Here is a 19,708-nt window from a genome sequence, read left to right as displayed (position 1 = left end):
CCGGGCTTTTTGCTATTACGCTTTCTTGCCACCGTGCTGGCTAAACCACGCCAGCATCCTCTGCCAGCCGTCTTTGGCCGACTCTTCGTGATAGCTTGGCCGGTAGTCGGCGTTAAACGCGTGCCCGGCATCCGGATAAACCACTATTTCCGCCTTTGCGTTAGCGGCGCGCAGCGCGTGGCGCATGGTTTCCACGGTGTCGAGCGGAATGCCCGTATCCTGTCCGCCATACAGCCCCAGAACCGGCGCGTTAAGATCGGTTGCGATATCAACAGGATGCTCAGGAGAGTTCAGCGTCTTTTCACCCACCAGCTTGCCGTACCAGGCAACGGCGGCCTTTAGCTGCGGATTGTGCGCAGCATACAGCCAGCTAATGCGCCCGCCCCAGCAGAAGCCGGTCACCATTAAGCGGTGCGGATCGCCGCCGTTACGTGCCGCCCAGCTTGCTACGTGGTCAAGATCCGCCAGCACCTGCGCGTCAGGCACTTTGCTCACCAGATTGCTGAACAGGGTGGGGATATCGCTGTAATCATTCGGATCGCCCTGACGGAAATAGAGCTCCGGCGCCACGGCCAGATAGCCTTCCTTCGCCAGGCGGCGGCAGAGGTCGCGGATGTGTTCATGAACGCCGAAAATCTCCTGAACCACAATCACGATCGGCAGCGGGCCGTCGGCAGATTCTGGCCGCGCGTGATAGGCAGGCATATTCTCCCCCTGCGAGGGAATGGAGGTCTCACCCGCCACGATGGCTTCTTCAGAAGTAGAAACAATGGTTGAAGCATGCGGGGCGGCGGCAGGTGCAAAATTGGTTTTCTGAATCATGGTATTCTCCGTACCCGTAAGTGCATATAAATATAGACCTCAAGATAACAACCCACACTGCCCGAAACGGTCTATCTTTTGTGCAACACGCGACGATATAACTTGTTAATGTGATGTGAATCACCTTTTTATGGAAAATCACTGCAATCATTTTCACTTGCAGTGAGATCCATCACGAAAATGTGCGTAGTGCTTCTGTAAAGTACCGTTTTGCTTCTTCTGACTAACCGACCCACAGAGGAGTCACCTATGTCTAAGTCTGATGTTTTTCATCTCGGCCTCACTAAAAACGATCTACAAGGGGCTACGCTGGCTATCGTCCCGGGCGATCCTGAGCGTGTGGAAAAGATCGCCGCGCTGATGGATAAGCCGGTTAAGCTGGCAGCCCATCGCGAGTTCACCACCTGGCGCGCAGAGCTGGATGGCAAAGCGGTGATCGTATGTTCTACCGGCATCGGTGGCCCGTCTACCTCTATTGCCGTTGAGGAACTGGCGCAGCTGGGCATTCGTACTTTCCTGCGTATCGGTACAACGGGCGCTATTCAGCCGCACATCAACGTGGGCGACGTGCTGGTGACGACCGCATCCGTGCGTCTGGACGGGGCAAGCCTGCACTTCGCGCCGATGGAATTCCCGGCAGTGGCGGACTTCGCCTGTACAACCGCGCTGGTTGAAGCCGCGAAATCCGTAGGTGCAACCACCCACGTGGGCGTAACCGCCTCCTCCGATACCTTCTATCCTGGTCAGGAGCGTTACGACACCTTCTCTGGCCGCGTGGTCAGCCGCTTCAAAGGCTCTATGGAAGAGTGGCAGTCCATGGGCGTTATGAACTATGAAATGGAGTCAGCAACGCTGCTGACCATGTGCGCAAGCCAGGGTCTGCGTGCCGGTATGGTGGCGGGCGTTATCGTCAACCGTACCCAGCAGGAGATCCCGAACGCTGAAACCATGAAGCAGACCGAAAGTCATGCGGTGAAAATCGTGGTGGAAGCGGCTCGCCGCCTGATCTAGTTCTCTCTTCAGTGACAAAAGGCCGACACGTTCGGCCTTTTCTTTTTTGCGTAACGCCTCGCAGGAAAACCCTTTCAAACTGGACGTTTATACAGCACAATTCTATGTTGTGCGGGTAATTCGTTGATGCAGGGGGCATTGTGGACATCTCATTCCTGATTTATGCGGTGATAGCGCTGGTGGGCGCAGGCGTTGGCTGGCTAATCTCCAGCTATCAACACGCGCAGCAAAAAGCCGACCAGCTTGCAGAGCGCGAAGAGATCGTTGCGGAGCTAAGCGCGACAAAGCAACAGCTTGCGCAAAGTGCCCACTGGCGCGACGAGTGTGAACTGCTCAACAACGAATTGCGAAACCTTCGCGATATCAACACCTCGCTGGAGGCCGATCTCCGCGAAGTCACCACCCGCCTCGAATCCACGCAGCTGCACGCCGAAGACAAAATTCGTCAGATGATCAACAGCGAACAGCGCCTGAGCGAGCAGTTTGAGAACCTCGCCAACCGAATATTTGAGCAGAGCAACCGGCGCGTTGACGAACAAAACAGGCAAAGCCTGAATGGGCTATTAACGCCGCTGCGCGAGCAGCTGGACGGTTTTCGCCGTCAGGTGCAGGACAGCTTTGGCCAGGAAGCGCGCGAGCGCCACACGCTGGCGCATGAGATCCGCAATCTCCAGCAGCTGAATGCGCAGATGGCGCAGGAGGCGGTTAACCTGACGCGCGCGCTTAAGGGCGACAATAAAACGCAGGGCAACTGGGGCGAGGTGGTGCTGACGCGCGTGCTCGAAGCGTCCGGCCTGCGTGAAGGATATGAATACGAAACACAGGTTAGCATTGAGAACGACGCCCGCTCGCGTATGCAGCCTGACGTGATCGTGCGCCTGCCACAGGGCAAGGACGTGGTGATCGATGCCAAAATGACGCTGGTGGCCTACGAGCGCTATTTCAATGCGGAAGACGACTATACCCGCGAGGCGGCGCTGCAGGAGCATATTGCCTCCGTGCGTAACCACATTCGCCTGCTGGGCAGAAAAGATTATCAACAGCTTCCGGGGCTGCGCTCGTTAGATTACGTGCTGATGTTTATTCCGGTAGAGCCCGCGTTTCTGCTGGCGCTCGACAGACAGCCCGAACTGATTACCGAAGCGCTGAGAAATAACATTATGCTGGTTAGCCCGACGACGCTGCTGGTGGCTTTGCGCACCATTGCGAATCTCTGGCGTTACGAGCATCAGAGCCGTAACGCACAGCAAATCGCCGATCGCGCCAGCAAGCTGTACGACAAAATGCGCCTGTTCGTGGACGACATGTCCTCCGTTGGGCAAAGCCTGGATCGCGCGCAGGATAACTACCGGCAGGCAATGAAAAAGCTCTCTTCCGGGCGCGGTAATCTTTTAGCGCAGGCTGAGGCATTTCGTAGCCTGGGGGTGGAAGTAAAACGCGAGATTAATCCGGAACTGGTGGAGCAGGCGACGGCGCAGGATGAAGAGTTCCGGCTCCGGGAAGCCTCTGACAATCATAAAACAGGCGGTGGAGACAACGATTTAGCGGCGAATTTACCACCAGATGAGTCAACGGAACGTTACGTTCGCGGCGGTTGAATCGTAGGGCAAACGCGCCCAATCTGTTACACTTCACAAACATTTTACTGATAAGCAGGCTCTGAGATGGTTGAAGATTCACAAGACACGACGCACTTTGGCTTTCAGACTGTCGCCAAGGCGCAGAAGGCAGACATGGTGGCCCACGTATTTCATTCCGTGGCGGCGAAGTACGATGTAATGAATGACCTGATGTCGTTCGGCATTCATCGCTTGTGGAAGCGCTTCACCATCGACTGCAGCGGCGTGCGTCGCGGGCAAACGGTACTTGATTTGGCGGGCGGCACGGGCGATTTGACAGCGAAGTTTTCCCGTCTGGTAGGCGAAACCGGCCGCGTTGTTCTGGCCGACATCAACGATTCCATGCTGAAAATGGGACGCGAAAAGCTGCGTAACATCGGTGTGGTGGGCAACGTGGAGTATGTGCAGGCCAACGCCGAAGCACTGCCGTTCCCGGATAACACCTTCGACTGCATCACCATCTCATTCGGCCTGCGTAACGTTACCGATAAAGACAAAGCGCTGCGCTCCATGTACCGCGTGCTTAAGCCCGGCGGACGCCTGCTGGTGCTGGAATTTTCAAAACCGATTATCGATCCGCTGAGCAAAGCCTACGACGCTTATTCGTTCCATGTGCTTCCGCGCATTGGCGAGCTGGTGGCAAACGACGCGGAGAGCTATCGCTATCTGGCGGAATCCATCCGTATGCACCCGGATCAGGACACCCTGAAAGCGATGATGCAGGATGCAGAATTTGAAAACGTTGAGTATTTCAACATGACGGCGGGTGTCGTTGCGCTGCATCGCGGTTATAAGTTCTGAGTGGAGGTCTCCTGTGCCCTTTAAACCCTTAGTCACCGCAGGCATCGAGAATGTGCTTAATGCCTTCCTGTACCGTGCGCCAGCGTTAAAGTCCGCGCGCCAGCGCCTCAACGGAAAGGTGTTACGCATTTCGTTAAGCGAGTTTTCAACGCCGCTTGTGCTGGTCTTCAGCGAGCGCCAGCTCGACGTGCTGGGCGAGTGGGAAGGTGAAGCCGACTGCTCTGTTATCACGCGCATGAGCGTGCTGCCAAAACTGCGCGATCGCCAGCAGCTGACGGCGCTGATCCGCAGCGGTGAATTGCAGGTTGAGGGCGATATCCAGGTGGTACAGAACTTCGTTGCGCTCGGCGATCTGGCGGAGTTCGATCCGGCAGAGCTGCTTGCCCCCTATATCGGCGATATCGCCGCCGAAGGGATCAGCAAAGCGGTCCACGGCGGTACGACGTTCCTGCGTAAAAGCCTGCAGCGCCAGCAGCGCTACGCGGCTGAAGTATTAACCGAAGAGTGGCGCATGGCGCCCGGGCCACTTGAAATGGCATGGTTTGCGGAAGAGACCGCAGCCGTTGAGCGCGCAGTTGATGCATTGACCAAACGGCTGGAAAAACTGGAGGGCAAATGACGCCTGGTGAAATTCGGCGCCTCTATTTTATCATCCGCACCTTTTTGAGTTACGGGCTCGACGAGCTTATCCCCAAAATGCGTATCACGCTGCCGCTTCGCATCTGGCGGCGGATGTTATTCTGGATGCCAAACCGCCACAAAGATCAGCCGTTAGGTGAACGTCTGCGCCTTGCGCTGCAGGAGCTTGGCCCGGTATGGATCAAGTTTGGACAGATGCTGTCTACCCGGCGCGATCTCTTCCCGCCGCTGATTGCCGATGAGCTTGCGATGCTGCAGGACCGCGTTGCCCCGTTTGACGGAGAGAGAGCGAAGAAACAGATTGAAGAGGCGATGGGCAACATTCCCGTCGATACCTGGTTTGATGATTTTGATATTAAACCGCTGGCATCCGCGTCAATCGCCCAGGTTCACACCGCTCGACTGAAGGAGAACGGCAAAGAGGTCGTCATCAAGGTGATCCGCCCGGATATCCTGCCGGTTATTAAAGCGGACATGAAGCTAATTTACCGCCTGGCCCGCTGGGTGCCGCGCCTGCTGCCTGATGGACGCCGTCTGCGACCTATGGAAGTCGTGCGTGAATATGAAAAAACGCTGATTGATGAGCTGAACCTGCTGCGTGAATCCGCGAACGCTATTCAGTTACGACGCAACTTCGAAGACAGCCCCATGCTGTACGTCCCCGAAGTCTACTCAGACTACTGCAGCCAGAATATGATGGTGATGGAACGCATTTACGGTATTCCAGTGTCTGACGTGGCCGCGCTTGAAAAACAGGGTACCAACATGAAGCTGCTGGCCGAGCGCGGCGTGCAGGTCTTCTTTACCCAGGTGTTCCGCGACAGCTTTTTCCATGCGGACATGCATCCGGGCAATATCTTCGTCAGCTATGAACATCCTGAAGACCCAAAATACATTGGTATCGACTGCGGTATTGTTGGCTCGCTGAACAAAGAAGATAAGCGCTATCTCGCCGAGAACTTTATCGCCTTCTTCAATCGCGACTACCGCAAGGTGGCTGAGCTGCACGTTGACTCCGGCTGGGTTCCGCCTGATACCAACGTTGAAGAGTTTGAGTTTGCTATTCGTACGGTGTGTGAACCCATTTTTGAAAAACCGCTGTCAGAGATCTCTTTTGGCCACGTTCTGCTGAACCTGTTCAACACCGCGCGCCGCTTCAATATGGAAGTCCAGCCGCAATTAGTTTTACTTCAGAAAACATTACTTTACGTTGAGGGCGTAGGCCGCCAGCTCTATCCTCAGTTAGACTTGTGGAAAACGGCAAAGCCATTCCTGGAATCCTGGATTAAGGATCAGGTTGGTATTCCGGCGCTGGTGCGCTCGTTTAAGGAGAAAGCACCGTTCTGGATCGAAAAAATGCCCGAAATACCTGAACTGGTTTACGACAGTTTGCGTCAGAGCAAGAATCTTCAGCACAGCATGGATAAAATCGCCAGCGAGTTGCAGGCTAGTCGCGTTCGCCAGGGGCAGTCGCGCTATCTCTTCGGTATTGGCGCGACGCTGCTGCTAAGCGGAACGCTTCTGCTGATCAATCGGCCAGATTGGGAAATGATGCCCGCCTGGCTAATGGCCGCTGGTGTTGTCGTCTGGCTCGCGGGCTGGAGAAAAACGCGCTGAAATTGCATCGCTATCACCAGGTCGCATACGTATAATGCGATCTGATTAATTAATCATCTATCACTGAGGAATATGTATGGGTGGTATCAGTATCTGGCAATTGGTCATTATTGCCGTCATCGTCGTGCTGCTGTTTGGCACGAAGAAACTCGGTTCCATTGGTTCCGACCTTGGTGCATCAATTAAAGGCTTCAAAAAAGCCATGAGCGATGATGAGAATAAGCAGGATAAATCCAGCCAGGACGCTGACTTCACTGCTAAATCTATTGCCGACAAGCAGGAAGAAGCCAAAAAGGAAGACGCTAAACGCCACGATAAAGAGCAGGTGTAATTCGTGTTCGATATTGGTTTTGGTGAGCTGCTATTGGTCTTCGTGATTGGCCTGATTGTGCTTGGGCCTCAGCGTTTGCCTGTTGCGGTGAAAACCGTGGTAGGTTGGGTGCGCGCGCTTCGCTCGCTGGCAACCACCGTACAGAACGAGCTGGCGCAGGAGCTTAAGCTTCAGGAATTTCAGGACAGCCTGAAAAAGGTTGAGAAGGCGAGCATGGACAACCTGACGCCGGAGCTGAAAGCCTCAATGGATGAACTGCGCGAAGCGGCGGAATCTATGAAGCGCTCATACAGCGTTAACGATCCTGAAAAAGCGAGCGATGAAGCTAACACTATCCATAATCCGGTGGTGAAGAACAGCGAAGCGCAGCGAGAGGGCGTCACGCCTGCCAGCGCGGAGCATCAGGCCGATGCGCCGGAGCAGACGCCGCAGGAATCTGAACTCAAAAAACAGGTACAGCCGGGAGAGGCCGTCGGCAAAACGGCTGAAGCCAAACCCGCAGCGCCCGTTTCCGAATCATCCCCCTCGTCGAGTGATAAAGCGTAACCATGGCAGTAGATGATACTCAACCGCTTATTACGCATCTTATTGAGCTGCGTAAGCGCCTGTTAAACTGCATTATTGCGGTTTTCCTCATTTTCCTGTGCCTGGTCTATTTCGCCAACGATATCTACCAGGTTGTCTCCGCGCCGCTGATCAAACAGATGCCGCTGGGTGCGACGATGATTGCAACGGATGTTGCTTCACCGTTCTTTACCCCGATTAAGCTGACGTTTTGGGTGTCACTGATTGCCTCTGCCCCGGTCATTCTGTACCAGGTGTGGGCGTTTGTGGCACCCGCGCTGTACAGACACGAGCGCAAGCTGGTTATCCCGCTGCTGGTGTCCAGCTCCCTGCTGTTCTATATCGGCATGGCGTTTGCCTATTTCGTGGTGTTCCCGCTGGCCTTTGGCTTCCTGACGCATACCGCGCCGGTTGGGGTGCAGGTCTCTACCGACATCGCAAGCTACCTTAGCTTCGTCATGGCGCTGTTTATGGCGTTCGGCGTGGCGTTTGAAGTGCCGGTAGCGATCGTGCTGCTCTGCTGGGTTGGCGTGACTACGCCTGAAGACCTGCGCAAAAAGCGTCCGTATATTCTGGTTGGCGCGTTCGTGGTCGGTATGCTGCTCACGCCGCCGGACGTTTTCTCGCAAACGCTGTTAGCCATTCCGATGTACTGCCTGTTTGAGGTGGGGGTCTTCTTCTCCCGTTTCTACGTGGGTAAAGGACGTCGGCGGGACGACGAAGACGACGAGTCTGAAAAGACCACCGAAGAATAATTCCAGCCGCCCGTCAGGGCGGTTTTTACATGGGGACCAGCATGTTTGATATCGGGCTCAATCTGACCAGCTCGCAGTTTGCTAAAGATCGCGATGAGGTTGTGGCGCGCGCGTTTGATGCAGGCGTGAAGGGGCTGTTACTGACCGGTACGAATCTTCACGAAAGTGAACAGGCGCAGCAGATGGCGCATCGCTACGCGCGATGCTGGTCGACCGCGGGCGTGCATCCGCATGACAGCAGCCAGTGGACCAATGAAAGCGCTGAAGCGCTCCGCGCGCTGGCACAAACGCCTGAAGTAGTGGCGATCGGCGAGTGCGGGCTGGATTTTAACCGCAACTTCTCCACGCCTCAGGAGCAGGAGTACGCCTTTACCGTGCAGCTTGCGCTGGCGGCAGAGCTGGGGATGCCGGTGTTTATGCACTGCCGAGACGCGCACGAGCGTTTTCTGGCGCTGCTGGAACCGTGGCTCGATAAACTGCCCGGCGCGGTGCTGCACTGCTTCACCGGTTCATATCAGGAGGCGCAGGATTGCCTGAAGCGGGGGCTTTATCTGGGCATTACGGGCTGGGTCTGCGACGAACGCCGCGGGCTGGCACTCCGAGAACTGCTGCCCTCAATTCCGGCCGAGCGGCTGCTGGTCGAAACCGATGCACCCTATCTGCTGCCGCGCGATATGAAGCCTAAGCCTGCATCCCGGCGCAATGAACCGGCGTATCTGGGGCATATTGTTGAGCGCGTCGCGCACTGGCGCGGAGAAAACGTGCAGCAGCTGGCAGCGCAAACGGACGAAAACGTGCGCCGCCTGTTCGGCGTGCAATTTTAAACTTTGCGGAAGTCGGTGTTTTTGACGCTCTGCAGCACCTGCTTGTTGAGCAGGTTAAGCAGCAGCATAGAGCGCGCTTCGCCGTCCGGCTCGGAGAAGATGGCCTGCAATCCTTCGAACGCACCTTCGGTAATCACCACGCTGTCGCCTTCATAAGGCGTGTCAGGGTCGGTGATGTCTTCGGGCTGTTGATAGACAGAAAGCTGATGGATAACCTTTGACGGAACCGTCGCCGGTTGCGCACCAAAGCGCACAAAATGGCTGACGCCGCGCGTTGCGCTGATGGTTGTGGTGTGGATAACTTCCGGGTCAAATTCGACGAACAGATAGTTGGGAAAAAGCGGTTCACTGACGGTCGTGCGCTTTCCACGCTGTATTTTTTCAAGCGTGATAACGGGCGTCAGGCAATTTACAGACTGACGTTCAAGATGTTCCTGCGCGCGCTGAAGTTGGCCGCGTTTGCAATACAGTAAATACCAGGCCTGCATAATCACTTTTTCCCTTTGTTCGGGGCGCAAGCATACCAAAAACCCTGCGGGATCGCTAAGGTGATTATAATGGCCGTAAGCCGCGGTAGTTCACGCTAATTTAACAAAATTACAGCATCACGCCGCCTTACGCCGTATAATGAAGCGCTTACAGAGAGGCCATGACTAACTGCATGAAATATCACGATCTTCGCGACTTCCTGACGCTGCTGGAAAAGCAGGGCGAACTCAAACGCATTACGCTACCTGTTGATCCCTATCTGGAAATGACAGAAATAGCCGACCGCACCCTGCGTGCCGGTGGCCCGGCGCTGCTGTTTGAAAACCCCAAAGGCTACTCAATGCCGGTGCTGTGCAACCTGTTTGGCACGCCTCGGCGCGTGGCGTTGGGCATGGGGCAAGAGGATGTCACGGCGTTACGTGAAGTCGGCAAGCTGCTGGCCTTTCTGAAAGAGCCGGAGCCGCCTAAAGGCTTCCGCGATCTGTTCGACAAGCTGCCGCAGTTTAAGCAGGTGTTGAACATGCCCACCAAACGCCTGCGCGGCGCGCCGTGCCAGCAAAAAGTGCTGGAGGGCGAGGCGGTCGACCTGACGAAAATCCCGATTATGCAGTGCTGGCCTGAAGATGCTGCGCCGCTCATCACCTGGGGCCTGACCGTGACGCGCGGTCCGCACAAAGAGCGCCAGAATCTTGGCATCTATCGCCAGCAGCGGATCGGTAAAAATAAACTTATCATGCGCTGGCTGTCGCATCGCGGCGGCGCGCTGGATTTCCAGGAGTGGTGCGCGGCGCATCCCGGTGAGCGTTTCCCCGTCTCCGTGGCGCTGGGCGCTGACCCGGCAACGATTCTGGGCGCGGTCACGCCGGTTCCTGATACCCTTTCCGAATATGCCTTTGCCGGGCTGCTGCGCGGCACGAAAACCGAAGTGGTAAAATGCGTTTCTAACGATCTTGAAGTGCCTGCCAGCGCTGAAATCGTCCTTGAAGGCTATATCGAACAGGGCGAGCTTGCCCCGGAAGGGCCTTACGGCGACCACACGGGCTATTACAATGAAGTGGATAATTTCCCGGTGTTTACCGTTACGCATATTACCCAGCGTGAAGATGCGATTTACCATTCGACCTATACGGGTCGCCCACCGGATGAACCGGCCGTACTGGGCGTGGCGCTGAACGAGGTGTTCGTTCCGATTCTGCAAAAGCAGTTCCCGGAAATTGTTGATTTCTATCTGCCGCCGGAAGGATGTTCCTATCGCCTGGCGGTAGTGACGATGAAAAAGCAGTACGCGGGCCACGCGAAACGCGTCATGATGGGCGTCTGGTCTTTCCTGCGCCAGTTTATGTATACCAAATTTGTTATTGTCTGCGATGATGACGTCAACGCCCGCGACTGGAACGATGTCATTTGGGCTATCACCACGCGCATGGATCCGGCGCGTGATACGGTGTTAGTCGAAAATACGCCGATAGATTATCTGGACTTTGCCTCGCCGGTTTCCGGGCTTGGCTCAAAAATGGGACTGGATGCCACGAACAAATGGCCAGGCGAAACCGAACGTGAATGGGGCCGCCCGATCAAAAAAGATCCTGCCGTGACCGCGCGAATTGACGCGATCTGGAACGAGTTGGCCATAATGAGTAACGGTAAGCCAGAGACTGACCGTTAAGCCCTATAGACTTCCCGACAGAGAGAGCGAATGACAACCTTAAGCTGTAAAGTGACCTCGGTAGATGCTATCACCGACACCGTATATCGCGTCCGTTTAGTACCAGAAGCGGCGTTCTCTTTCCGCGCTGGCCAGTACTTGATGGTGGTGATGGACGAGCGTGATAAGCGTCCTTTCTCTATGGCCTCTACGCCAGCAGAGCAGGAATTTATTGAGCTTCATATTGGGGCGTCTGAGCTTAATCTTTATGCGATGGCCGTGATGGATCGCATTCTGAAAGATCGTGAAATCGTGGTTGATATTCCTCACGGTGAAGCCTGGCTGCGCGATGACGAAGACCGCCCGCTGATCCTGATTGCTGGCGGCACGGGCTTCTCTTACGTGCGCTCAATTCTGCTTACGGCGCTGGCGCGCAATCCGAATCGGGACATCACCATCTACTGGGGCGGTCGTGAGGAAAAACACCTCTATGACCTGTCCGAGCTGGAAGCGCTGAGCGTGACGCATTCGAACCTGCGCATCGAGCCGGTGGTTGAACAGCCGGAAGAGGGCTGGCGCGGCCGCAGCGGCACGGTGCTGACGGCGGTCCTGCAGGATCACGGCACGCTGGCGGGACACGATATCTATATTGCCGGACGTTTTGAGATGGCGAAAATTGCCCGCGACCTGTTCTGCAACGAGCGCGGCGCGCGTGAAGATCGCCTGTTCGGCGATGCGTTTGCGTTTATCTAAATAAAAAACCCGCCCCTGACAGGCGGGAAGAACGGCAACTAAACTGTCTCTCTTCGCCAATGACGCCATAACCGCGTTGGCTGCACTCGCTCACCCGAATCACTTACTTGAGTAAGATCATCGGGATTCGCTCGCTTGCCGCCTTGTTCTGACGTCATTGGCTTTGAGATACTTTTACTGATTTACACCCTTTCAAACACCGTTGCGATCCCCTGCCCCAGACCGATACACATCGTTGCCAGGCCAAACTGGGCGTCTTTGCGCTCCATCAGATTAATCAGCGTCGTGCTGATACGCGCCCCGGAGCAGCCCAGCGGGTGGCCGAGCGCAATCGCGCCGCCGTTGAGGTTAATCTTCTCATCGATCTGTTCCATCAGCCCCAGATCTTTAATGCACGGCAGGATCTGCGCGGCGAAGGCTTCGTTCATCTCGAACAGATCAATGTCGCCGGCGGTTAATCCCGCTTTTTTCAGCGCCAGCTTCGACGCCGGGACCGGGCCGTAACCCATAATGGACGGATCGCAGCCGACAACCGCCATTGAGCGAATGCGGGCGCGCGGCGTGAGGCCCAGCTCGCGGGCGCGGCTTTCGCTCATCAGCAGCATCGCCGCGGCGCCGTCGGACAGCGCCGAGGATGTCCCCGCCGTAACGGTGCCGGTCACCGGGTCAAACGCCGGGCGCAGCGTGGAAAGCGCTTCAACGGTGGTTTCGGGGCGGATCACCTCGTCGTAGCTAAACTGCTTCAGCACGCCGTCAGCATCGTGACCGTCGGTGGGGACGATCTCGTTCTTAAACGCGCCGGACTGCGTTGCTGCCCAGGCGCGAGCGTGAGATCGCGCGCCGAAAGCATCCTGCATTTCGCGGCTAATACCGTGAATGCGTGCGAGCATTTCGGCGGTCAGCCCCATCATGCCGGCAGCCTTTGCGACGTTACGGCTCAGGCCCGGATGGAAATCCACGCCGTGGCTCATCGGCACGTGGCCCATATGCTCTACGCCGCCAATCATGCAGACCTGCGCATCGCCGGTCATGATCATCCTCGCCGCATCGTGCAATGACTGCATTGACGAGCCGCACAGACGGTTAACGGTAACGGCCGGAACGGAGTGAGGCACCTCCGCCAGCAGCGCGGCGTTACGGGCAATATTGAAGCCTTGTTCCAGGGTCTGCTGTACGCAGCCCCAGGAAATATCATCGATCGCGGCGGCGTCAAGCGCCGGGTTGCGCGCCAGCAGGCTGCGCATCAGGTGTGCGGACAGATCTTCGGCGCGCACGTTGCGAAATGCGCCGCCCTTTGAACGGCCCATCGGGGTGCGAATCGCATCAACAATGACTACGTGTTCCATTGTGACTCCTTAAGCCGTTTTCAGCTCGCCAACCGGACGGGCTGGCTCAACCGCTGGATAATAGGGTTCGTTATGGCGCGCTTTATTGCGCAGGCCTTCCGGCACGTCGTAAAGCGGACCAAGGTGCTGATACTGCTGGGCCATGTCGAGATAGCGCGCGCTGCCGAGCGTATCCAGCCAGCGGAACGCGCCGCCGTGGAACGGAGGGAAACCGAGGCCATAGACCAGCGCCATATCCGCTTCTGCCGGGCTGGCGATAATGCCTTCTTCCAGACAACGCACCACCTCGTTGATCATCGGGATCATCATGCGGGCAATAATTTCGTCATCGGAGAAGTCGCGTTTCGGCTGGCTTACCTCTGCCAGCAGGCTATCCACAGCCGGGTCTTCTTCTTTCTTCGGTTTGCCTTTGCTGTCTTCTTTATAGCGCCAGAAGCCGAGGCCGTTTTTCTGGCCAAAGCGGTTAGCGTCGAACAGCGCGTCGATCGCGTCGCGGTAATCTTTCTGCATGCGCTGCGGGAAGCCCGCCGCCATCACCGCCTGCGCGTGGTGCGCGGTATCGATGCCGACCACGTCCAGCAGATAGGCCGGGCCCATCGGCCAGCCGAACTGTTTCTCCATCACTTTATCAACCTTGCGGAAGTCCGCGCCGTCGCGCAGCAGCTGGCTGAAGCCGGCAAAGTACGGGAACAGCACGCGGTTAACGAAGAATCCAGGGCAATCATTTACTACGATTGGCGTTTTGCCCATCTTGCTGGCCCAGGCCACCACTTTAGCAATGGTCTCGTCGGAGGTTTTCTCCCCGCGAATCACCTCAACCAGCGGCATGCGGTGCACCGGGTTAAAGAAGTGCATGCCGCAGAAGTTTTCCGGGCGCTTCAGCACGCCTGCCAGCTCGCTGATAGGAATTGTTGATGTGTTAGAGGCCAAAACGGTTCCCGGGCGAACCTTATCTTCCGTCTCGACCAGCACGGCTTTTTTAACTTTCGGATTTTCAACGACCGCTTCGACGACCACGTCAACGCGGTCAAAACCGCTATATTCCAGCGTTGGCTGGATGGTAGAGATCACGCCAGCGAGCTTGAGTCCGTCAATCTTGCCGCGCTCAAGCTGTTTATTCAGCAGCTTGGCCGCTTCGGTCATGCCGAGCGTCAGCGATTTTTCGCTGATGTCCTTCATCACCACCGGGACGCCTTTCCAGGCGGACTGGTAGGCAATGCCGCCGCCCATGATGCCCGCGCCGAGCACCGCCGCGTGTTTTGGCGTTTCAACGCTTTTGGTCAGCTGTTTGGCTTTCCCTTTTACGAACTGATCGTTAAGGAAGATACCAACCAGCGCGCGCGCTTCATTGGTGTGCGCCAGCGGAACAAAGCTCTGGTTTTCTAATTTCAACGCGTCATCGCGCCCCATGCGGGCCGCGGCTTCAATGGTCTTAACGGCGGTAATGGGCGCCGGGTAGTGTTTACCCGCCGTCTGCATCACCATGCCTTTGGCGATGGTGAAGCTCATGGTGGCTTCAATTTTGCTGAGCTTGAGCGGTTCAAGCTTCGGCTGGCGTTTGGCTTTCCAGTCGAGGTCGCCATCGATCGCCTGGCGCAGTATGGCGAGGGAACCTTCGACCAGTTTTTCTGGCTTAACGACGCCGTCGACGAGGCCAATCTTCAGCGCCTGTTCTGCGCCCACGTCTTTACCTGCGGCAATGATTTCGAGGGCGCTATCGGCACCCAGCATGCGCGGCATACGCACGGAACCGCCAAAGCCCGGCATAATGCCCAGCTTGGTTTCCGGCAGGCCGATGCGCAGGTCGGGGGTAGCCAGGCGGTAATCCGTTGCCAGGACGCATTCGCAGCCGCCGCCCAGCGCGTAGCCGTTAACCGCGGAGAGGGTCGGAACCGGCAGATCTTCCAGACGATTAAAGACGCTGTTGGCAAAGTGCAGCCACTGGCTGAGCTGTTCTTCAGGCACCTGAAACAGCGAAAGAAATTCGGTGATGTCGGCACCGACGATAAAGGCCGCTTTGTTTGAGCGCAGCAGCAGCCCTTTTAAATCAGATTGCTTTTCAAGCACGTCCAGAGCATGGCCAAGGCTGGCCACCGTCGCGGTATCAAGCTTGTTCACTGAGCCGGGCGCATCGAACACGAGTTCGGCGATGCCATCTTCCAGCCAGTCTACGTACAGGGTGTCGCCTTTGTAGAGCATGTCAGTCTCCTGAATCCAGCAAGGGGATCTGGTCATACCAGATGAGACCGAGTGTGGAATTTATGTTAAAGAAATGCAAATTAGTCATTAAGAAAATGCTGCGCCGATCACGGTTGGTGGAGATCACGCAGTCGGAGCGAGGTGTGCTAAGATGCGAGGACTTGAGGTCATAAAATCGAAAGGAAGAATGATGGACTCACTGGCTTCGCTCTATAAAAATCATATCGTTACCCTACAGGAACGTACCCGCGACGTGTTGGCCCGTTTTAAGCTGGATGCGCTATTAATTCACTCCGGCGAGCTAATGAACACGTTTCTGGACGACCATGCCTACCCGTTTAAGGTGAACCCCCAGTTCAAAGCCTGGGTGCCGGTGACGCAGGTCCCTAACTGCTGGCTGCTGGTGGACGGCGTCAACAAGCCGAAGCTGTGGTTCTACCTGCCGGTGGATTACTGGCATAACGTGGAGCCTCTGCCGACCTCTTTCTGGACGGAAGAAATTGACGTTATTGCGCTGCCAAAAGCGGATGGCATTGGCGGCCAGCTGCCTGCTGCGCGCGGCAACATCGCTTATATTGGCCCGGTCGCCGAACGTGCGCTGGGGCTGGATATTCCTGCCGATAAGCTCAACCCGAAAGGCGTGCTGGACTACCTGCACTACTATCGCGCGTACAAAACCGATTACGAGCTGTACTGCATGCGTGAAGCGCAAAAAACGGCCGTGATTGGCCATCGCGCGGCGCACGAAGCGTTCCAGTCCGGGATGAGCGAGTTCGATATCAACCAGGCCTATCTGACCGCAACCGGACACCGCGACACCGATGTGCCCTACAGCAACATCGTCGCGCTGAACGAGCATGCTTCCGTTCTGCACTACACCAAACTCGACCACCACGTGCCGTCCGAAATGCGCAGCTTCCTGCTGGACGCGGGGGCAGAGTACAACGGCTATGCGGCGGATCTCACCCGCACCTGGGCGGCAAATGCGGATACCGATTTTGCCCACCTGATTAAAGACGTGAACGACGAACAGCTGGCGCTTATCGGCACCATGAAAGCCGGAACCAGCTACGTGGATTATCACATCCAGTTCCATCAGCGCATCGCCAAGCTGCTGCGTAAGCATCAGATTGTGAAGGACATGAGCGAAGAGGCGATGGTCGAGAACAATCTGACCGGGCCATTTATGCCGCACGGCATTGGTCACCCGCTGGGCCTGCAGGTTCACGACGTCGCGGGCTTTATGCAGGATGATACCGGGACGCACCTCGCGGCCCCGTCTAAATATCCTTACCTGCGCTGCACCCGCGTGCTTGCGCCGCGCATGGTGTTGACCATCGAGCCGGGCATCTACTTCATCGAATCTCTTCTGGCTCCGTGGCGCGAAGGCGAGTTCAGCAAGCACTTCAACTGGGACAAAATTGAAGCGCTGAAGCCGTTCGGCGGCATTCGTATCGAAGATAACGTGGTTATCCACGAAAACGGCGTTGAGAACATGACGCGAGATCTGAAGCTGGCCTGATGGAAAGCTGGCTGATACCGGCTGAACCGGTCACCTTCGTCGAGGAAATAAAGAAAAGCCGCTTTATCACGCTGTTGGCGCATACAGACGGCGTTGAGCAAGCAAAAGCGTTTGTCGAATCGGTTCGCGCGCAGCATCCTGACGCGCGCCACCACTGCGTGGCGTGGGTCGCCGGGCCGCCGAATGACTCGCAGCAGCTGGGTTTTTCCGATGATGGTGAACCGGCGGGCACGGCCGGTAAACCCATGCTCTCCCAGCTAATGGGCAGCGGCGTGGGTGAAATTACCGCCGTGGTGGTTCGCTACTACGGCGGTATTTTGTTAGGGACCGGCGGGCTGGTCAAAGCCTACGGTGGAGGTGTCCAGCAGGCGCTCAATCTGCTTAATACCGTCCGCAAAACGCCGCTGACCGAATATACTTTGTTGTGCGATTACGCTCAGCTATCGGGTATTGAATCGTTGCTTAAACAGTTCAACGGCGTGATTGCGCACAGTGAATATCAGGCGATGGTGCAATTACGCGTGGCGCTTCCTCAGGCTGAGCTGGCTGCTTTTTCAGCAAAACTGGCGGATTTTAGTCGCGGTTCGTTGCAATTGCTGCCGATTGAAGAATAATCCCCACCTTACTTTTTGAATACCAAAGGAAGCGGCAGAGATGCATTTTCGTGCCATAACCCGAATCGTTGGACTGCTGGTCATACTCTTTTCCGGGACGATGATTGTCCCTGGGCTGGTGGCGCTTATCTACCGGGACGGTGCGGGGCGTGCGTTTACCCAGACGTTTTTTGTCGCGCTGGCCATCGGTTCGCTGCTGTGGTGGCCCAACCGCCGCGAAAAGGGAGAGCTCAAATCCCGCGAGGGTTTTTTGATTGTGGTGCTGTTCTGGACGGTGCTGGGAAGCGTGGGTGCGCTGCCCTTTATCTTTGCCGAGCAGCCGAACCTGACGATTACCGACGCTTTCTTTGAATCTTTCTCCGGGTTAACGACCACGGGCGCGACGACGCTGGTGGGGCTGGATTCACTCCCGCACGCCATTCTCTTTTATCGCCAGATGCTGCAGTGGTTCGGCGGGATGGGGATCATCGTCCTGGCCGTGGCCATCCTGCCCATTCTGGGCGTAGGCGGCATGCAGCTTTATCGCGCGGAAATGCCCGGCCCGCTGAAGGATAACAAAATGCGCCCGCGCATCGCGGAGACGGCAAAAACGCTGTGGCTCATCTACGTATTGCTGACGGTCGCCTGCGCGCTGGCGCTGTGGTTTGCCGGGATGCCCGCGTTTGACGCCATCGGGCACAGCTTTGCGACCATTGCCATCGGCGGGTTTTCTACTCACGATGCCAGCGTCGGCTACTTTGATAGCCCGACGATAAACACCATTATTGCTATTTTCCTGCTGATCTCCGGCTGTAACTACGGCCTGCACTTCTCCCTGCTGAGCGGGCGCAGCCTGAAGGTTTACTGGCGCGATCCAGAATTTCGCATGTTTATTGGCGTCCAGCTGACGCTGGTGATCATCTGTACTCTGGTGCTGTGGTTCCATGACGTCTACAGCTCTGCGGTCACCACGCTAAACCAGGCGTTCTTCCAGGTGGTGTCAATGGCCACTACCGCAGGCTTCACCACGGACAGCATCGCGCGCTGGCCGCTGTTCCTCCCGGTTCTGCTTCTCTGCTCTGCGTTTATTGGCGGCTGTGCGGGGTCGACGGGCGGTGGTCTGAAGGTGATTCGCATATTGCTGCTGTTTAAGCAGGGGAATCGCGAGCTCAAGCGTCTGGTTCATCCGAACGCGGTTTACAGCATCAAGCTTGGGAACCGCGCGCTGCCGGAACGTATTCTGGAAGCGGTATGGGGATTCTTCTCGGCGTATGCGCTGGTGTTTATCGTCAGCATGCTGGCCATTATCGCAACCGGCGTGGATGATTTCTCGGCGTTTGCCTCTGTGGTAGCGACGCTGAATAACTTAGGCCCCGGGCTGGGCGTAGTAGCGGATAACTTTGCCAGCATGAACCCGGTCGCGAAGTGGATCTTAATCGCCAATATGCTGTTTGGGCGCCTTGAGGTCTTTACGCTGCTGGTGCTGTTTACCCCAACATTCTGGCGCGAGTAAGGAGACGTCGGTGAAAACACTTATTCTTTTCTCTACCCGAGACGGGCAAACGCGTGAAATTGCCTCCTATATTGCTTCTGAATTAAAGGAGCTCGGCGTTTATGCTGACGTGGTGAACCTGAACCGCACTGAAGACATCGCCTGGCAGGAGTATGACCGCGTCGTTATTGGCGCATCTATTCGCTATGGGCATTTCCATCCAGCGCTGGATCGTTTTGTGAAAAAGCACATGACGGTGCTGAATGCGCTACCCGGCGCGTTCTTTTCGGTAAACCTGGTGGCGCGGAAAGCGGAGAAGCGTACTCCGCAGACCAATAGCTACACGCGCAAGTTTTTACTGAACTCGCCATGGCAGCCGGATCTGTCCGCGGTGTTTGCAGGCGCGCTCCGTTATCCACGCTATCGCTGGTATGACCGCTTTATGATCCGTCTGATTATGAAGATGACGGGAGGTGAAACGGATACGCGCAAAGAGGTGGTTTATACCGACTGGGCGCAGGTCGCGAGTTTTGCCCGTGAAATCGCGCATTTAACCATCGATTCGCGGGTTAAATAAACGCGATGTTTGAAAAGTAAGCGAATGAAAAGTTTTTTGTATTTTATGCTTGTCACTTCAGAATAACTCCCTATAATGCGCCTCCACTGACACGGAACAACGGCTTACA

At 56.3% G+C, this 19,708-nt stretch carries 19 protein-coding genes; 15 read left to right on the top strand and 4 right to left on the bottom strand.

Annotation, left to right across the window (positions count from 1 at the left end; translation table 11 throughout):
- Positions 1-15: 15 nt before the first annotated feature.
- Positions 16-822, bottom strand: a complete 807-nt coding sequence (locus DBY73_RS18985; RefSeq protein ID WP_112012607.1) for a dienelactone hydrolase family protein — start codon at positions 820-822, stop codon at positions 16-18.
- A 249-nt stretch (positions 823-1,071) separates the two neighbouring features.
- Between DBY73_RS18985 and udp the strand changes: the two genes are divergently transcribed.
- The 9 genes from udp (at position 1,072) to tatD (ending at position 8,983) form a co-directional block, all read left to right on the top strand.
- Positions 1,072-1,833 (top strand): uridine phosphorylase, encoded by a 762-nt coding sequence (gene udp / locus DBY73_RS18980; protein WP_112012606.1) that lies wholly within the window; start codon positions 1,072-1,074, stop codon positions 1,831-1,833.
- Positions 1,834-1,973: 140 nt separating this feature from the next.
- Positions 1,974-3,431, top strand: coding sequence for a DNA recombination protein RmuC (gene rmuC / locus DBY73_RS18975; protein ID WP_112012605.1), 1,458 nt, complete (start codon positions 1,974-1,976; stop codon positions 3,429-3,431).
- 66 nt (positions 3,432-3,497) lie between these two features.
- The gene (ubiE, locus tag DBY73_RS18970; protein ID WP_112012604.1) at positions 3,498-4,253 is read left to right on the top strand and encodes a bifunctional demethylmenaquinone methyltransferase/2-methoxy-6-polyprenyl-1,4-benzoquinol methylase UbiE; all 756 of its coding nucleotides are present in this window, start codon (positions 3,498-3,500) and stop codon (positions 4,251-4,253) included.
- A 13-nt stretch (positions 4,254-4,266) separates the two neighbouring features.
- A complete protein-coding gene (gene ubiJ / locus DBY73_RS18965) occupies positions 4,267-4,872 on the top strand; it encodes a ubiquinone biosynthesis protein UbiJ (RefSeq protein ID WP_112012603.1) in 606 nt (201 codons plus the stop codon).
- A complete protein-coding gene (ubiB, locus tag DBY73_RS18960; protein WP_112012602.1) occupies positions 4,869-6,509 on the top strand; it encodes a ubiquinone biosynthesis regulatory protein kinase UbiB in 1,641 nt (546 codons plus the stop codon). Before ubiJ ends, ubiB begins: the two co-directional genes overlap by 4 nt.
- A gap of 76 nt (positions 6,510-6,585) precedes the next feature.
- Positions 6,586-6,840, top strand: a complete 255-nt coding sequence (gene tatA / locus DBY73_RS18955; protein ID WP_112012601.1) for a Sec-independent protein translocase subunit TatA — start codon at positions 6,586-6,588, stop codon at positions 6,838-6,840.
- 3 nt (positions 6,841-6,843) lie between these two features.
- Positions 6,844-7,386 (top strand): Sec-independent protein translocase protein TatB, encoded by a 543-nt coding sequence (gene tatB / locus DBY73_RS18950; protein WP_112012600.1) that lies wholly within the window; start codon positions 6,844-6,846, stop codon positions 7,384-7,386.
- A gap of 2 nt (positions 7,387-7,388) precedes the next feature.
- On the top strand, positions 7,389-8,159 hold the full coding sequence (gene tatC / locus DBY73_RS18945) for a Sec-independent protein translocase subunit TatC (protein WP_112012599.1): 771 nt from the start codon (positions 7,389-7,391) through the stop codon (positions 8,157-8,159).
- 41 nt (positions 8,160-8,200) lie between these two features.
- The gene (gene tatD / locus DBY73_RS18940; RefSeq protein ID WP_112012660.1) at positions 8,201-8,983 is read left to right on the top strand and encodes a 3'-5' ssDNA/RNA exonuclease TatD; all 783 of its coding nucleotides are present in this window, start codon (positions 8,201-8,203) and stop codon (positions 8,981-8,983) included.
- Here the strand turns inward: tatD and rfaH are convergent.
- Positions 8,980-9,471 carry a transcription/translation regulatory transformer protein RfaH gene (gene rfaH, locus DBY73_RS18935; protein WP_112012598.1) on the bottom strand — a complete coding sequence of 164 codons (492 nt, stop codon included), beginning with the start codon at positions 9,469-9,471 and terminating at the stop codon, positions 8,980-8,982. The genes tatD and rfaH overlap by 4 nt on opposite strands.
- A gap of 161 nt (positions 9,472-9,632) precedes the next feature.
- On the opposite strand from rfaH, the gene ubiD reads away from it, so the two are divergent.
- Complete coding sequence (gene ubiD, locus DBY73_RS18930) at positions 9,633-11,138, top strand: 4-hydroxy-3-polyprenylbenzoate decarboxylase (protein WP_181573262.1); 1,506 nt, start codon at positions 9,633-9,635, stop codon at positions 11,136-11,138.
- Between the two features lie 30 nt (positions 11,139-11,168).
- Positions 11,169-11,870 carry an NAD(P)H-flavin reductase gene (fre, locus tag DBY73_RS18925; RefSeq protein ID WP_112012596.1) on the top strand — a complete coding sequence of 234 codons (702 nt, stop codon included), beginning with the start codon at positions 11,169-11,171 and terminating at the stop codon, positions 11,868-11,870.
- Positions 11,871-12,052: 182 nt separating this feature from the next.
- On the opposite strand, the gene fadA is transcribed toward fre, so the two are convergent.
- Together fadA and fadB are read right to left on the bottom strand one after the other, a co-directional pair.
- Entirely contained in the window at positions 12,053-13,216 is a 1,164-nt protein-coding gene (gene fadA / locus DBY73_RS18920) for an acetyl-CoA C-acyltransferase FadA (RefSeq protein WP_112012595.1), read from the bottom strand.
- Between the two features lie 9 nt (positions 13,217-13,225).
- Complete coding sequence (gene fadB / locus DBY73_RS18915) at positions 13,226-15,415, bottom strand: fatty acid oxidation complex subunit alpha FadB (RefSeq protein WP_112012594.1); 2,190 nt, start codon at positions 15,413-15,415, stop codon at positions 13,226-13,228.
- A gap of 190 nt (positions 15,416-15,605) precedes the next feature.
- Here fadB and pepQ point away from each other — a divergent pair, with 190 nt between their 5' ends.
- From pepQ to hemG, 4 genes are read left to right on the top strand one after another with little or no spacing between them, the layout of a single operon-like run.
- Complete coding sequence (gene pepQ, locus DBY73_RS18905) at positions 15,606-16,937, top strand: Xaa-Pro dipeptidase (RefSeq protein WP_112012592.1); 1,332 nt, start codon at positions 15,606-15,608, stop codon at positions 16,935-16,937.
- A complete protein-coding gene (locus DBY73_RS18900) occupies positions 16,937-17,551 on the top strand; it encodes an IMPACT family protein (protein WP_112012591.1) in 615 nt (204 codons plus the stop codon). The genes pepQ and DBY73_RS18900 overlap by 1 nt, the downstream gene beginning before the upstream one ends.
- A 40-nt stretch (positions 17,552-17,591) precedes the next feature.
- Positions 17,592-19,043, top strand: a complete 1,452-nt coding sequence (gene trkH, locus DBY73_RS18895; protein ID WP_112012590.1) for a Trk system potassium transporter TrkH — start codon at positions 17,592-17,594, stop codon at positions 19,041-19,043.
- A gap of 10 nt (positions 19,044-19,053) precedes the next feature.
- Complete coding sequence (gene hemG, locus DBY73_RS18890) at positions 19,054-19,599, top strand: menaquinone-dependent protoporphyrinogen IX dehydrogenase (RefSeq protein WP_112012589.1); 546 nt, start codon at positions 19,054-19,056, stop codon at positions 19,597-19,599.
- Positions 19,600-19,708 lie beyond the last annotated feature (109 nt).

Source organism: Enterobacter sp. RIT418, assembly GCF_003057745.1.
In the GTDB taxonomy this organism is placed as follows: Bacteria; Pseudomonadota; Gammaproteobacteria; order Enterobacterales; family Enterobacteriaceae; genus Enterobacter.
This window is presented reverse-complemented; position numbering and strand designations above follow the sequence as displayed.

What these genes read in the sequence shown, in the direction of transcription:
- rfaH (WP_112012598.1), bottom strand. Translation starts at nt 9,471, where the DNA reads ATGCAGGCCTGGTATTTACTGTATTGCAAACGCGGCCAACTTCAGCGC.
- pepQ (WP_112012592.1), top strand. Translation starts at nt 15,606, where the DNA reads ATGGACTCACTGGCTTCGCTCTATAAAAATCATATCGTTACCCTACAG.
- fre (WP_112012596.1), top strand. Translation starts at nt 11,169, where the DNA reads ATGACAACCTTAAGCTGTAAAGTGACCTCGGTAGATGCTATCACCGAC.
- tatD (WP_112012660.1), top strand. Translation starts at nt 8,201, where the DNA reads ATGTTTGATATCGGGCTCAATCTGACCAGCTCGCAGTTTGCTAAAGAT.
- DBY73_RS18900 (WP_112012591.1), top strand. Translation starts at nt 16,937, where the DNA reads ATGGAAAGCTGGCTGATACCGGCTGAACCGGTCACCTTCGTCGAGGAA.
- trkH (WP_112012590.1), top strand. Translation starts at nt 17,592, where the DNA reads ATGCATTTTCGTGCCATAACCCGAATCGTTGGACTGCTGGTCATACTC.
- ubiD (WP_181573262.1), top strand. Translation starts at nt 9,633, where the DNA reads ATGACTAACTGCATGAAATATCACGATCTTCGCGACTTCCTGACGCTG.
- tatC (WP_112012599.1), top strand. Translation starts at nt 7,389, where the DNA reads ATGGCAGTAGATGATACTCAACCGCTTATTACGCATCTTATTGAGCTG.
- DBY73_RS18985 (WP_112012607.1), bottom strand. Translation starts at nt 822, where the DNA reads ATGATTCAGAAAACCAATTTTGCACCTGCCGCCGCCCCGCATGCTTCA.
- tatA (WP_112012601.1), top strand. Translation starts at nt 6,586, where the DNA reads ATGGGTGGTATCAGTATCTGGCAATTGGTCATTATTGCCGTCATCGTC.
- fadB (WP_112012594.1), bottom strand. Translation starts at nt 15,415, where the DNA reads ATGCTCTACAAAGGCGACACCCTGTACGTAGACTGGCTGGAAGATGGC.
- ubiB (WP_112012602.1), top strand. Translation starts at nt 4,869, where the DNA reads ATGACGCCTGGTGAAATTCGGCGCCTCTATTTTATCATCCGCACCTTT.
- ubiE (WP_112012604.1), top strand. Translation starts at nt 3,498, where the DNA reads ATGGTTGAAGATTCACAAGACACGACGCACTTTGGCTTTCAGACTGTC.
- fadA (WP_112012595.1), bottom strand. Translation starts at nt 13,216, where the DNA reads ATGGAACACGTAGTCATTGTTGATGCGATTCGCACCCCGATGGGCCGT.
- udp (WP_112012606.1), top strand. Translation starts at nt 1,072, where the DNA reads ATGTCTAAGTCTGATGTTTTTCATCTCGGCCTCACTAAAAACGATCTA.